The following is a 12,415-nucleotide window of genomic DNA, read 5'->3' as shown; positions in this document are numbered from 1 at the left end:
CCGGCGTCGGGTCAGGGCACGCGGTAGCCCGCGGCCCGGAACAGCTCGTACCACTCCGCGCGGGTGAGCGGGATGTCCGAGCCCTCGGCGGCACCGCTCACACGCTCGGGGCTCGTCGTTCCGAGCACGACCTGCATGCGCGCCGGATGGCGGGTGATCCACGCCACCGCGATCGCGATCGGCGGCACGTCGTAGGTCGCAGCCAGGCGGTCGATCACGGCGTTGAGCTCGGGGTAGTCGGGCGAGTCGAGGAACACGCCGGTGAAGAATCCCGCCTGGAACGGCGACCAGGCCTGCACCGCGATGTCGTGCAGGCGGCAGTAGTCGATGATCCCGCCGCCGTCGAGCGTGAGGGACTGCTCCTCACCGTGCATGTTCGCGGCGACGCCCTGCGCGATGGTCGGGGAGTGGGTGATCGACAGCTGGATCTGGTTCGCGACGATGGGCTGGCGCACCGACTTCTTCAGCAGGTCGATCTGGCGCGGGGTGTGGTTCGAGACGCCGAACGCCCGCACCTTGCCCGCGGCCTCGAGCTCGTCGAACGCACGGGCGACTTCGTCGGGCTCGACCAGCGCATCGGGCCGGTGCAGCAGCAGGATGTCGATGTAGTCGGTGTCGAGCGCGCGGAGCGACCCCTCCACCGACTCGACGATGTGCTCGTACGAGAAGTCGAAGTACGGCCCGTCGCCGACGATGCCGGCCTTGGTCTGGATGGTGATCTGGGCGCGCTCGGACGGCGAGAGCCGCATCGCCTCGGCGAAGCGGAGCTCGCAGCCGTGGAGCGAGCTGCCGTAGATGTCGGCGTGGTCGAAGAAGTCGATGCCCGCGTCGCGCGCTGTACGGATGAGCGTGCGCACGGTGTCGTCGTCGAGGTCCTGGATGCGCATGAGGCCGAGCACCACGTTGGGTGCCGGACGCTCGACGCCGGTGAGTTCGATGGTCTTCATGGGTCCGCTCTCGGGTCGGGTCAGTACTGCCGGGTCCACGTTAGGCACCGCCCACAAAGAAGTCCAACAACTGTATATTCTGCGATTGAGAATCGAAGCGAATGGATATGCCATGGAGCACCGCCAGTTGGAGTACCTGGTCACCCTCACCGAGGAACGGCATTTCACCCGCGCCGCGGAGCGGTGCCGCGTGTCGCAGTCCGGGCTGTCGGCCGCGATACGCCGCCTGGAGCAGGAGCTCGACGCGAAGCTGTTCGAAAGGACGACGCGCTCGGTCGAGCCGACGCCGGCTGCGCTCGCGCTCCTGCCGCACGCCCGTGAGATCCTCGCCCAGACGGCCGCCGGGCGGGATGCCGTCGTCCGCGCGTCGCACCAGCTCGCCGGCTCGCTGCGCATCGGCGCCGAGCAGTGCCTGGGGGCCCTCGACGTGAATCTGCTCCTCGAGCGGTTCCACCGCCGCCACCCTGCCGTCGACATCCAGTTCGTGCAGGCGGGGTCGCACCAGCTGGTCGACCATGTCGCGGCCGGCGAGCTGGACGTCGCCTTCGTCGCCAGCGCAGACCCCGCGCCGGTGCCGGCCGTGGCGGAGCTCGCGCGGATCCCCCTCGTGCTCATCGTCCCGCCCGCCCACCCGCTGGCCGAGCGTCCGGTGTCGCGCTGGAGGGACCTCCGCGACGCCGACTTCGTGGACTTCCGGCCGGCGTGGGCGCTGCGCACGATCAACGACGACGCGTTCCAGCGGCACGGCGTCGAGCGGCGGGTGCGCTGCAGCGTCGACGATGTGCACACGCTGCTCGACCTCGTCGTGCGCGGGCTCGGCGTCGCGATCGTGCCGCAGCACGTCGCGAACAAGCCCCAGGCGAAGGGCCTCGTCGCCCTGCCGGTCCCCGCCGGCGCGCCGGAGTGGATCGTGTCGACCCTCATCGCGGGGACCGCCTCGCTCGCGCCGCGCCTCCTCGAGATCCTCGACGAGGAGCGTGCCGAGGCCGAGGCCGCATGACCGTCGTGCTGGTCGAAGGCGAGAGCGATCGGATCGCTCTCGAGACGCTCGCCGCGCGGATGGGGATACGGATGCCGGAGGTCCGTGTCGTGGGCGGCTCCAAGGGCGCCCGCCGCGCGGCCGGGGAGCTCGTCGGCGTACCGCTCGTCGGCCTCGTCGATGTGGGGGAGCGGAGAGACTTCGAGCGCGTGCTCGACACGGTGTTCGTGTGCGACCCAGACCTCGAGGCCGAGTTCGTGCGCGCTCTCGGCGTCGCGGGCGTCGAGGCGGTGATCGCGGAGCAGGGCGAGCTCGAGTCGTTCCGGAGTCTGCAGCGCCAGCCGTTCCAGCGCGAACGTCCGGTCGACGCGCAGCTCGCGCGGTTCTTCGGGGGCCGCAGCGGCAACAAGGCGCGCTACGCCCGGCTGCTCGCGGAGGCGGTGCCGCTCGATCGCGTGCCGCCGCCGCTCTCGGCGCTGCTGGCCGCGCTCTGACCGCGACCGCATCAGGCCCCGATCAGGGCTTGTGCGGCAGCATCCATCGTCCTGCCGTCTGTGAGATCGTTCTCACGCGCCGCTTGCCACCCGTTCACCGGGCCGTCGCGGAGTGGTCGGCGATCGGTCAGCATGCGGCCGAGCGCCCCCGGTTGCGTCGAGGGCATGAGTCGAATCCCCACACGACGCGTCCTGCCACGCCTTCTCGCCGCGGCAGCAGCGACGGCCACCGCCGTCGCCCTCCTCCCCGCCACGGCCGCCTACGCCCAGCCGGTCGCCGCCGCATCCCCCAACTCGCAGTCGCCGTACGTGCAGACGCACGTGCCGACGCTCGTCGCACGGGCGACGCTCTCGGCCGATCACCTCGAGCCGGGCCCGGCGTCGGGTGCGCTGGCCAGCTCGGCCAATGGGCGCACCGGTCCGTGGGACGGGCAGGTCATCCCGGGCTTCTCGGCCGCGATCGACAACGGCGACGGCACCTTCTGGGCGCAGCCCGACAACGGCTTCGGCGCCAAGGGCAACTCCGCCGACTTCCTGCTGCGCAACTACCTCGTGCGTCCCGCGTGGCAGACGGCCGCCGGGGGCGCCGGCGAGATCCGGATCGAGCGGTTCGTGTCGTACAACGACCGCAACCATGTGCTCGACTTCCCGACCGTGGGCGACGGCACCGCCGAGCGCCTCCTCACCGGCGCCGACTTCGACATCGAGTCGGTCGTCAAGGCCAAGGACGGCTCGTTCTGGGTCGGCGAGGAGTTCGGCCCGTTCCTGCTGCACTTCGACGCCGAGGGCACGCTGCTCGAGAAGCCGTTCGCGCTCGACGGCGCGAAGTCTCCGCAGAACCCCTACCTGCAGCCCGGCGAGACGCCGCGCGTGCGCGCCAGCCGCGGTTTCGAGGCCCTCGCCGCGTCGGTGAACGGGCGCTACCTCTACCCGGTCGTCGAGGGCTCGTACGCGGACGACAGCGATCTGCGCCGCCGCGAGATCCTCGAGTTCGACACGCGCGCCGGCGCCTACACCGGCCGCACGTGGAGCTACCAGACCGATCAGGAGCCGAACGTCATCGGCGACGCGTTCACCGTGCGCAACGACGTACTGCTGCTCATCGAGCGCGACGACTTCGAGGGCGAGCAGGCCGTCACCAAGCGCGTGTACCAGGTCGACCTGCGGCGCACCGACGCCGAGCGCTACCTCGAGAAGACGCTCGTGCTCGACGCTCTCCGCATCGCGAACCCGCACGGGATCGGCGCGGGCGACGGCTACGGCACCGGCGAGATCTACTCGCTGCCCGTGCAGTCGTTCGAGACCGTCGTGCAGCTGAAGGACGGCAGCCTGCTGATCGGAAACGACAACAACTACCCCGGCAACGACGCGCGCATCCCCGGCACGCCCGACGACACCGAGTTCGCGATCATCGACCTCGACAAGACGAAGATCGAGCCGTCGACGGTCAGTCTCATCGGTCACCGCGGTGCCAGCGGATCGCGTCCGGAGCACACGCTCGCGGCGTACGAGACGGCGATCGTCCAGTGCGCCGACTACATCGAGCCGGACGTCGTCGCCACGAAGGACGGCGTGCTCGTCGCACGCCACGAGAACGAGATCGGCGGGACGACGGATGTCGCGGCCCGCCCCGAGTTCGCCGCGCGCAAGACCACGAAGCTCATCGACGGCGCCTCGGTGACGGGCTGGTTCACGGAGGACTTCGCCTTCGCCGAGCTGCGCACCCTCCGCGCGAAGGAGCGTCTGCCCCAGACGCGTCCCGCGAACACCGCGTTCGACGGGCTCTATGCGATCCCGACGCTCGACGAGGTCATGGACCTCGCGCGCCACTCGGTGAGCTGCGACGGCCGGCCCGTCGGCGTGTACCCCGAGACGAAGCATCCGTCGTACTTCGACTCGATCGGGCTGTCGCTCGAGGAGCCGCTCGTCGCGGCCCTGAAGGCGAACGGACTCGACCGCGCGAACGCGCCGGTGATCCTGCAGAGCTTCGAGACCGCCAACCTGCGCGACCTCGCGCGGCTCACCGATGTCACGCTGGCCCAGCTCGTGAACGCGTCGGGCCGCCCGTACGACTTCACGCTCGCGGGCGACACGCGCACCTACAAGGACCTCGTGACGCCGGCGGGCCTCGCCGAGATCGCGACCTACGCCGACGGCGTGGGACTCGAGAAGTCCGTCATGATCCCGCGCACCACCGACGGCCGCCTGGGCACGCCCACCGCGGTGATCGCCGACGCGCACGCCGCGGGGCTCACGGTGCACGGCTGGACGTTCCGCGCCGAGAACCAGTTCCTGCCGGTCGACTTCCGCTCCAGTGCCGACCCCGCCGCCTCTGGTGACCTGGACGGCGAGATCCGCGCATTCGTCGCCGCGGGCATGGACGGCGTCTTCAGCGACCACCCCGGCATCGCCGCGGTGACCATCGACACGGTGACGCTGGCCGGCTGACCCGCCTCGACGCCGCCGATCCGGGCGGGGGATGCTGCGGCATCCCCCGCCCTTCGCCGTGCGCGCCACCTCCGCCTGGCACAATGCGGAGGATGGGCGCCGCCGGGGGGCGGCGTTCGCGATGAAGGGATGAGCATGGCGATCGAGGGCACCCCGGGCGCGGGATTGACGGAGGAGCAGCTGGCGGAGGAGGTGACCCACCTCGCGACACCCGATCTGCTGACGACGCCGTTCGGCGACTTCGAGTTCTTCGACGGCGTGCCGAAGACCGACTCGGTGCGGTCGATCTACGACGCGCTCGACCTGCTGCGCGGCATCGACGCGTTCCTCACCGCCGTCCCGGGCGCCTCGCTCGTCGCGATGCGCCGTGGTCTGCGGTCGGCCGGCGTCGATGCGCCCGACAAGATCGGCTACACCGACCCCCGGGCGAACTCCGGCGGCATCTTCCTCACTCCGAACACGGAGACGACGTACGGCACGACCTTCCTCGATCTGAAGGCGTGGGGACCGACGGTCATCGAGGCACCGCCGCAGTCGCTCTGCGTCGTGGACGACTTCTGGTTCCGCTATGTCGCCGACATGGGGATCGCCGGACCCGACAAGGGCGCCGGCGGCAAGTACCTCTTCCTGCCGCCGGGGTACGACGGCGAGCGCCCCGAGGGCTACTTCACGTACGAGTCGCCGACGTACGCGAACTGGGTCGTGTTGCGCACTCTGGGCGGTGTTCCCGCGATGAAGGAGACGCGGATCTACCCGCTGAGCGAAGCCGACTCGCCCCGGGAGAACACCTTCCTGAACATCGCTCCCGTGCTGCAGAACACCGTGCACGCGAACGACTTCACGTTCTATGAGGAGATCGCGCAGCTCGTCTCGGAGGAGCCGCCCACGGCGCTCGACCCCGAAAGAGCCGGCACCCTCGCGGCGATCGGACTCGCGCACGGCACGCCGTTCGAGCCCGACGATCATCGCCGCGCCATCCTCGACGACGCCGCCCGCATCGGCGCCGCGATCTCACGCGCGCTCGTCTACAAGCCGCGCGATCCGGACACCTTCTTCTGGGAGGGCTCGTCGTGGAAGAACGCGTTCGTCGGGGGCAGCTACGAATTCCTTCGGGGCGGGGCGCGCAACCTCGACGCCCGCACGCAGTTCCACTACTTCGCGACGGTGATCACGCCGGCGATGGCGCACGCGCAGGTCGGCGCGGGATCCGCGTACGCGTACACCGCAGAGGACGGCGACGGCCACGCACTCGACGGCTCCGCCACGTACTCGCTGCGCATCCCCGCGGACCCGCCGGCGAAGAACTTCTGGTCGATCGACCTCTACGACACGCAGACCCGCTCGCTCCTGCAGTCGACGGCGTACCCCGCACTCGCGAGCCTGTCGGGCACCGTGCAGGCCGAGGACGACGGCTCGTACGTGCTGTGGTTCTCGCCGACGGCGCCGGAGGGCAAGGAGTCCAACTGGATCCCGACGATCCCCGGCAAGTCCTGGTTCCCCATGCTCCGGCTCTACGGCCCGCTCGAGCCCTGGTTCGACAAGACGTGGCAGCTGCCCGAGCTCGTGAAGGAGGCGTGAACGCCGTGACCGACCTCGACACCCTCGCCGCCCAGGCATACCTCTACGGGTTCCCGCTCGTCTTCGACCTCGAGCAGGTGATCCGCTACACGTCGACCGGCGTCGGCTCCAACCCGCAGGCGCCGTTCAACGCGTTTTCGCACGCGCGCACGCTGGCCACGGCCGCCGACACGTTCGTCTCGATCAACAACGACACCGTCTACTCGATGGCATCGCTCGACCTCGGGGTCGGGCCCGTCCGGCTCTCGGTGCCGGCGTCCGATCGCTATTACGTGCTGCAGTTCGTCGACGCCTGGACCGACAACTTCGCCTACGTCGGCACCCGTGGCACGGGCAACGGCGCCGGCGAGTTCCTGATCGTCCCGCCGGAATGGGAGGGGGATGCCGGCGGACTGACCGTCATCCACGCGCCGACGCGTGTGGCGTCGATCGTGGGCCGCTGGTCCTGCTCGGGTATCGACGACCTGCCGGCCGTCCACGCACTGCAGGACGCCATGACGCTCACGCCGCTCGATCCGGATGCGGAGGCCACCGGGATCCCCTCGGCCGAGCCCCAGGGCGACGACGTGCTCGACTTCTGGGAGAAGTACCGCGTGTGGTCGCAGGCCTTCCCTCCCGCTCCGCGCGACGAGGTGCTGCAGGCATCGTTCGCGGCGCTCGGCCTGGCCGGCGGTACGCCGGTCGGCGAGTTGAGCGACGAGCAGCAGGCCGCGCTGCGCGCCGGCTTCCAGGGCGGCGCGGGCGTGATCGCGAAGGCGATGGCCGGTGCCGCCACCGGTGGGGAGCCGGGCGCCTGGTCGGTCACCCTCCACGTCTTCGACTACAACCTCGACTTCTTCGAGGTCGGCACGATGGACGATCCCGCGTGGAAAGTCGCCGATCCGAAGATGCGGATCGTCGAGCGCGCCGTGGCGGCGAAGGCGGGGCTGTGGGGCAACCACGGGTACGAGGCCGCCTACGTGATGACGTTCCTCGACGGCGACGGGCAGCCCCTCACGGGTGAGCACGAGTATGAGCTGCGGCTCGCGCCGCCTCCGCCGGTGGGCGCGTTCTGGTCGGTCACGATGTACGCGGTGCCGGAGTTCTACCTCGTCGCGAACCAGATCGACCGCTACTCGGTGGGCGACCGCACCCCGGGCATCGTCACCGACGGCGACGGCGGCCTGACGATCCGCATCAGCCGCACGCGGCCGTCGGATCCGGATGCTGCGGCCAACTGGCTCCCGGCACCCGAGGGCGCGTTCCGCCCGATCCTGCGGATGTACATGCCGGGCGAGGCGGTGCTGAACGGCACCTACGCCCCGCCGCCGATCACCCGCCTCGACAAGTGATCGACAGGATGCCGCGGCGCGGGCTCGTGCCGCGGCATCCGCGTCTCCTCATGGTCTGCGTCGCGGTCAGCGCACGCGGCGGCCGTGCGCGAGGTCGATGAGGCGCGCCAGCACGTCGCCCCCGCCACGCAGGCCGTTGTGCTCGTGCTCGCTCGTGATCCACGGGGTCACGCCGGGGAGGAGCCGTGCCGTCTCCATCGAGAACTCGAACGGCACGTACACGTCGTTGACGTAGACGGCGGCCGCGCCGCGTGCGTCGGACGCGGCGAGCGCGTCGGCGTCGTAGAGCGAGGGCCACTCGAACTCGGCGAGCGCGAGGGTCACGTCGCGCCACGGCTGGAACCCGGGCACGGTGTCGAGCCACTCCCGGCGCACGTGCTCACCGGTGAAGAGCGTCGGGTCTTCGCGGAAGTCTGCGGACTCGGTGCGCTCGGCCGACCACCGGGTGGCGTGGCCGTCGGCGTAGCTGGACTCGTGGAACACGAAGTACAGCGGATTGCGGGTGCCGAACGGCATCGCCGCGGCGAGGTCGTGGCGGAAGGCGTTCGATCGCGGGTCGCGTTCGAGCAGACCCCACACCGTCTGCCAGCCGTCGTTGGTGCCGAGCGCCGAACCCACGGAGCGCACCCGCGAGACCGAGGCGACCTCGCCGCCGGGCAGCACGAGCTCGCCGTCGACCGCGAGGTCGATCACCCGCCGCATCGCGTCGCGATGCGTGGGGAAGCGGCGGTAGTACTTCTCCGACTCGTCGCGCATCTTGTCGTACGTCACGGCGTACACGTCGTCGGGGTGGCGGCCCACGGCGCTCAGACCGCCGGTGATGTAGACGTGCTCGAGGGACGCGGCATCCGTCGAGAGATACGCCAGGGTGGTGAACCCCCCGAAGGACTGGCCCAGCACGCTCCACTTCGCGGCGCCCAGGTGCTGGCGCACCGCCTCGCAGTCGCGCACGATCGCGTCGGCGCGCAGGTGTGTGATGTATTCGGCGAGCTCGGACGCGTCGCGCTCGAGGTCGTCGTCGCCGACGGGCGTCGAGAGCCCCGTGCCGCGCTGGTCGAGCAGCACGACGCGGTAGTGCTCGAGCGCCGCGTCGAGCCACGACGGACCCGACGGCGAGTGGAACGCGCGCGGCGCCTCGTGCCCAGGCCCGCCGTGCAGGAACACCAGATACGGCAGGCTCTCGCCGCCCTCTCGCGTGACGACCGCCGCGTGGATGTCGATCGTGCGGGCGTCCGCCGGATCGCCCCACACCAAGGGGACCGTGAGGAAGTGGTCGTCGATGGTCAGATCCTGCATGCGGCGCGTCGTCACGGACATGCAACGAGCCTATTCGCGACCGCCGACTTCGATGGTGGGACGGACGGTGACCGTGAAGTCGTCGACGTTGCGCAGGTGGGAACGGATGCTGGATTCCGCCGCGGTGGCGAGGATCGCATCGCCCTGGAGGCGGTGTCCGACCCAGCGAAGGCGCACGCGGTCGATGCGGTCGACACCGTCGACGTGCTCGATCGCGTCCGGGCGGGTCAGCCGCGCGTGCGGCGCTTGGCGCGCGACGGCACGAAGCGGAACCGCCGCGGCCGCCGGGTCGCGCCCTGGGCGACGGGCGGCAGCACGATGGGCTGCGTGACGATCGCGTCGACGACCATCGAGCCGTCGGTGGGACCGATGACCGCGATGGGGGTGGTGGGCGTCGCGACCATGGGGATGACCGGCTGCTTGGCGAGCCGACGGTGAGCGTGGATGTACGCGGGCACGAGCACGACAACGGCGCCGAGCCACGCGAGCGGGTTGCTCGCCGCGACGCCGATGAAGCCGAAGATGCTGCCCAGCACGACGGCCGCCCCGACGCGCATCACGAGCTCGATCACGCCGGTCACCGTGGGGATGAGGGTGTGGCCGAGCCCCTGCAGAGCACCGCGGAGCACGAACAGGATGCCGAGGATCCAGTAGGTCGCACCGTTGATGGCGAGCATCTGCGCGGCGAGGTCCACGACCTCGGCCGAGCCTTCGTCGATGAACAGGCGCACCGTCATCGCGCCGAAGGCGATGAGCAGGGCACCGAGCACGATGGCCGCGCCCACCGACATCCACGTCGCCTCGATCACGCCGCGGCGGATGCGGTCGGGTCGTCCGCCGCCGTGGTTCTGCGCGACGAACATCGACACGGCGAGGCCGAGCGACTGCAGGAGGGCGACGGCGAGACCGTCGACCCGGGACGCTGCGGTGTACGCGGCGACCGCGTCCGCGCCGAGCTCGTTCAGCGCGACCTGCACCGAGAGGGTTCCGATCGCGATGATCGAGGCCTGGAAGCCCATCGGCAGACCGAGGCGGAGGTGCTCGGCGAGCTCGGCCCGGGTGACACGCCAGTCGCTGCGGCGGACGTGGAGCACCGGCATCCGTCGCCGCACGAACTCGAGGCAGAGCAGCACGGAGATCGCCTGCGACACCACTGTCGCGAGCGCCGCGCCGCCCACGCCCCAGCCGAGCGGGCCGACCATGACGATGACGAGCGCGACATTGAGCACGCACGCGAGCGTGAGGAAGACGAGCGGCGTGCGCGAGTCGCCGATGGCTCGGATGATCGCCGACAGGTAGTTGAAGAACATCATCGCGCCGGCGCCGAGGAAGCTGATCTGGGCGAAGACGATGGCGTCGTCCATGAGCTCGGCGGGCGTCTGCAGCAGCTCGAGCAGCGGCGCCGTCAGCAGCGGCGCGCAGACGGTGAGCAGGAGGGTGCAGATGCCCGTGAGGATCGTGCCCGCCGCGACGGAACGGCGCACCGCCGCATAGTCGCGCGCCCCGAACGCCTGCGCCGTCGGGATCGCGAAGCCCGATGTGAGACCCCACGCGAACCCGAGCAGCAGGAACAGCATGCTGCCGGTCGCGCCCACCGCGGCCAGCGCATCGACCCCGAGCTGGCGCCCCACGACGACGGCATCGACGAAGTGGTACAGCTGCTGCACCACGTTGCCGATCAGCAGCGGGACGGAGAACAGGAGGATGACGCGCCACGGGCGGCCCGTCGTCAGGGCGGTGGTCATGAGGGCGGCTCTCGAACGAGAAGGCGAGGAAGGGGACGGATGCCGCGCCCGCAGGCGACGGAGAGGTGCCGAGTGGCAGCAGCCAGTGTATCGAATCGATTCGGGAGCACCATCCTCAGATCACGCTCTTGCGCAAAACTCCACCCGATTTCCTCGCCGCGCGGGACGAGCACTGCCGATTCCCCGGCTGCCGCCGCCCGGTATGGCGGTGCGACGTCGACCACACGATTCCCGCCGCCGAAGGCGGACCCACGCACCACGCGAACCTCGCGCACCTGTGCCGACGCCATCACACCCTGAAGGGCGTCACGGCGTGGTCGGTCGAGCAGGTCTCGCCCGGCGTTCTGATCTGGACCAGCCCGTCAGGGCGAAGGCACACCGACCGCCCCGAGCCGACCGTGAGATTCAGCTCCGACGAGGCCACCACACACCTCCGCAAGATGATGCGCGAACCCTGGCTCTTCCCTGCTGACGACCCACCCGGATCCCCCGCGGCGCCACCCTTCTGACGCGGATGCCCCAGGTCTCGGCGCGTCTGTTCACCTCACCGACCCGAGCCGACGAGATTCACCCGCTTCCTGTGCGATCGGGCGCGCGCCATCCCCTGCGGACGCGCTTCGCATGGGCTGCCGGCTGACCTCCGTGATCCCGCGCCGGCGAAACGACACTCGACGGCGCAAGCCGGTGACCAGCACGCCGCCGACCAGGAGGATGCCGCCGATGATCTCGGCGGGAGTGGGGATCTGACCGAGCAGCAACGCGGCCGACACCATCGCGACCACGGGCGCGAGCAGCACCCACGGCACGACGGCCGCGGAGGGGTTCCGGGCCAGCAGGCCGTTCCAGATCGAGTAGCCGATGATCGTGCACAGGACTGCGGTGTAGAGCGTCGACAGCAGGGACTGCCAGCCGAATGCCGCGATTCCCGACGCGATCGCCTCCGGACCCTCGACGACGAAAGACAGCATCAGGGCCGGGACCGGCACCACGAGTGCCGACCATACGGTGAGCGACAACGACCCGAGCCGCCCGGGCCCGCTGACCACCCCGGCACGGCGGGAGATCACGTTCCCGATTCCCCACGAGAATGCCGCGGCGAGCGCCAACGCCACCGCGAGAGCGGGCGCATCGCCACCGCGACCGGCCGCCACGATCGCGAGCCCGACGATGCCGAGTCCGATCCCGGCGATCTGCGGGACGGTCGGGCGCTCGCGCAGCACGGCGGCGGCGATGAGGATCGTGAACACCGCCTGGGCCTGCAGCACCAGCGCGGCGAGCCCCGGCTGCAACCCGAGCGCCATCGACGTGTACAAGAGTCCGAACTGTCCGAGGCTCATGAACAGCCCCACGCCGATGACCGTGCGCCACGAGGTGCGAGGCCGCGGGACGACGAAGACCGCGAGCGCGACCACCAGGAATCGGATCACGACGAACAGCAGCGGCGGCACGCCCGTCATCCCCCAGTCGATCACGACGAAGTTGAATCCCCAGAACGATGCGACGGTCGCCGCCAGCACCATGTCGCGTCTCTTCACGACTTCTACTTCACTCCAGCCTTGGATGAAGCACCAGCGATGCTTTTCTCATGAAACGATGT

The 12,415-nt window shown here is 70.4% G+C and carries 12 protein-coding genes; 6 read left to right on the top strand and 6 right to left on the bottom strand.

The window, feature by feature from the left end; genetic code table 11:
- Nucleotides 1-11: 11 nt before the first annotated feature.
- Nucleotides 12-947: an aldo/keto reductase family oxidoreductase gene (locus ACFC1K_RS02495; protein ID WP_375870291.1), complete on the bottom strand. Its 936-nt coding sequence runs from the start codon at nucleotides 945-947 to the stop codon at nucleotides 12-14.
- Between the two features lie 112 nt (nucleotides 948-1,059).
- On the opposite strand from ACFC1K_RS02495, the gene ACFC1K_RS02490 reads away from it, so the two are divergent.
- Both ACFC1K_RS02490 and ACFC1K_RS02485 read left to right on the top strand, forming a co-directional pair.
- Nucleotides 1,060-1,947 carry a LysR family transcriptional regulator gene (locus ACFC1K_RS02490; RefSeq protein WP_375870290.1) on the top strand — a complete coding sequence of 296 codons (888 nt, stop codon included), beginning with the start codon at nucleotides 1,060-1,062 and terminating at the stop codon, nucleotides 1,945-1,947.
- Nucleotides 1,944-2,420 (top strand): ATP-dependent endonuclease, encoded by a 477-nt coding sequence (locus tag ACFC1K_RS02485; RefSeq protein ID WP_375870289.1) that lies wholly within the window; start codon nucleotides 1,944-1,946, stop codon nucleotides 2,418-2,420. Before ACFC1K_RS02490 ends, ACFC1K_RS02485 begins: the two co-directional genes overlap by 4 nt.
- Before the next feature lie 11 nt (nucleotides 2,421-2,431).
- On the opposite strand, the gene ACFC1K_RS02480 is transcribed toward ACFC1K_RS02485, so the two are convergent.
- Nucleotides 2,432-2,587 (bottom strand): hypothetical protein, encoded by a 156-nt coding sequence (locus ACFC1K_RS02480; protein ID WP_375870288.1) that lies wholly within the window; start codon nucleotides 2,585-2,587, stop codon nucleotides 2,432-2,434.
- On the opposite strand from ACFC1K_RS02480, the gene ACFC1K_RS02475 reads away from it, so the two are divergent.
- The 3 genes from ACFC1K_RS02475 (at nucleotide 2,586) to ACFC1K_RS02465 (ending at nucleotide 7,777) form a co-directional block, all read left to right on the top strand.
- On the top strand, nucleotides 2,586-4,868 hold the full coding sequence (locus ACFC1K_RS02475) for an esterase-like activity of phytase family protein (RefSeq protein WP_375870287.1): 2,283 nt from the start codon (nucleotides 2,586-2,588) through the stop codon (nucleotides 4,866-4,868). The genes ACFC1K_RS02480 and ACFC1K_RS02475 overlap by 2 nt on opposite strands.
- A gap of 135 nt (nucleotides 4,869-5,003) precedes the next feature.
- Entirely contained in the window at nucleotides 5,004-6,446 is a 1,443-nt protein-coding gene (locus tag ACFC1K_RS02470; RefSeq protein ID WP_375870286.1) for a DUF1254 domain-containing protein, read from the top strand.
- Nucleotides 6,443-7,777, top strand: coding sequence for a DUF1254 domain-containing protein (locus ACFC1K_RS02465; RefSeq protein ID WP_375870285.1), 1,335 nt, complete (start codon nucleotides 6,443-6,445; stop codon nucleotides 7,775-7,777). The genes ACFC1K_RS02470 and ACFC1K_RS02465 overlap by 4 nt, the downstream gene beginning before the upstream one ends.
- Before the next feature lie 66 nt (nucleotides 7,778-7,843).
- Here the strand turns inward: ACFC1K_RS02465 and ACFC1K_RS02460 are convergent, their stop codons facing one another.
- Genes ACFC1K_RS02460 through ACFC1K_RS02450 form a run of 3 tightly spaced genes read right to left on the bottom strand, consistent with a single transcriptional unit; the run spans nucleotide 7,844 to nucleotide 10,818 of the window.
- Nucleotides 7,844-9,094, bottom strand: a complete 1,251-nt coding sequence (locus tag ACFC1K_RS02460) for an alpha/beta fold hydrolase (RefSeq protein ID WP_375870284.1) — start codon at nucleotides 9,092-9,094, stop codon at nucleotides 7,844-7,846.
- 9 nt (nucleotides 9,095-9,103) lie between these two features.
- Nucleotides 9,104-9,250, bottom strand: a complete 147-nt coding sequence (locus tag ACFC1K_RS02455) for a hypothetical protein (protein ID WP_375870283.1) — start codon at nucleotides 9,248-9,250, stop codon at nucleotides 9,104-9,106.
- A gap of 50 nt (nucleotides 9,251-9,300) precedes the next feature.
- Nucleotides 9,301-10,818 (bottom strand): MATE family efflux transporter, encoded by a 1,518-nt coding sequence (locus ACFC1K_RS02450; protein WP_375870282.1) that lies wholly within the window; start codon nucleotides 10,816-10,818, stop codon nucleotides 9,301-9,303.
- Between the two features lie 65 nt (nucleotides 10,819-10,883).
- Between ACFC1K_RS02450 and ACFC1K_RS02445 the strand changes: the two genes are divergently transcribed.
- A complete protein-coding gene (locus tag ACFC1K_RS02445; protein WP_375870281.1) occupies nucleotides 10,884-11,327 on the top strand; it encodes an HNH endonuclease signature motif containing protein in 444 nt (147 codons plus the stop codon).
- Nucleotides 11,328-11,357: 30 nt separating this feature from the next.
- Here the strand turns inward: ACFC1K_RS02445 and ACFC1K_RS02440 are convergent, their stop codons facing one another.
- The gene (locus tag ACFC1K_RS02440; RefSeq protein ID WP_375870280.1) at nucleotides 11,358-12,353 is read right to left on the bottom strand and encodes an EamA family transporter; all 996 of its coding nucleotides are present in this window, start codon (nucleotides 12,351-12,353) and stop codon (nucleotides 11,358-11,360) included.
- Nucleotides 12,354-12,415: the final 62 nt, after the last annotated feature.

The sequence above is a fragment of the Microbacterium sp. NPDC056057 genome (assembly GCF_042266945.1).
In the GTDB taxonomy this organism is placed as follows: domain Bacteria; phylum Actinomycetota; class Actinomycetes; order Actinomycetales; family Microbacteriaceae; genus Microbacterium; species Microbacterium trichothecenolyticum_C.
This window is presented reverse-complemented; position numbering and strand designations above follow the sequence as displayed.

Coding starts and splice junctions, on each gene's coding strand:
- ACFC1K_RS02495 (WP_375870291.1), bottom strand. CDS start 947: ATGAAGACCATCGAACTCACCGGCGTCGAGCGTCCGGCACCCAACGTG.
- ACFC1K_RS02490 (WP_375870290.1), top strand. CDS start 1,060: ATGGAGCACCGCCAGTTGGAGTACCTGGTCACCCTCACCGAGGAACGG.
- ACFC1K_RS02485 (WP_375870289.1), top strand. CDS start 1,944: ATGACCGTCGTGCTGGTCGAAGGCGAGAGCGATCGGATCGCTCTCGAG.
- ACFC1K_RS02475 (WP_375870287.1), top strand. CDS start 2,586: ATGAGTCGAATCCCCACACGACGCGTCCTGCCACGCCTTCTCGCCGCG.
- ACFC1K_RS02480 (WP_375870288.1), bottom strand. CDS start 2,587: ATGCCCTCGACGCAACCGGGGGCGCTCGGCCGCATGCTGACCGATCGC.
- ACFC1K_RS02470 (WP_375870286.1), top strand. CDS start 5,004: ATGGCGATCGAGGGCACCCCGGGCGCGGGATTGACGGAGGAGCAGCTG.
- ACFC1K_RS02460 (WP_375870284.1), bottom strand. CDS start 9,094: ATGTCCGTGACGACGCGCCGCATGCAGGATCTGACCATCGACGACCAC.
- ACFC1K_RS02450 (WP_375870282.1), bottom strand. CDS start 10,818: ATGACCACCGCCCTGACGACGGGCCGCCCGTGGCGCGTCATCCTCCTG.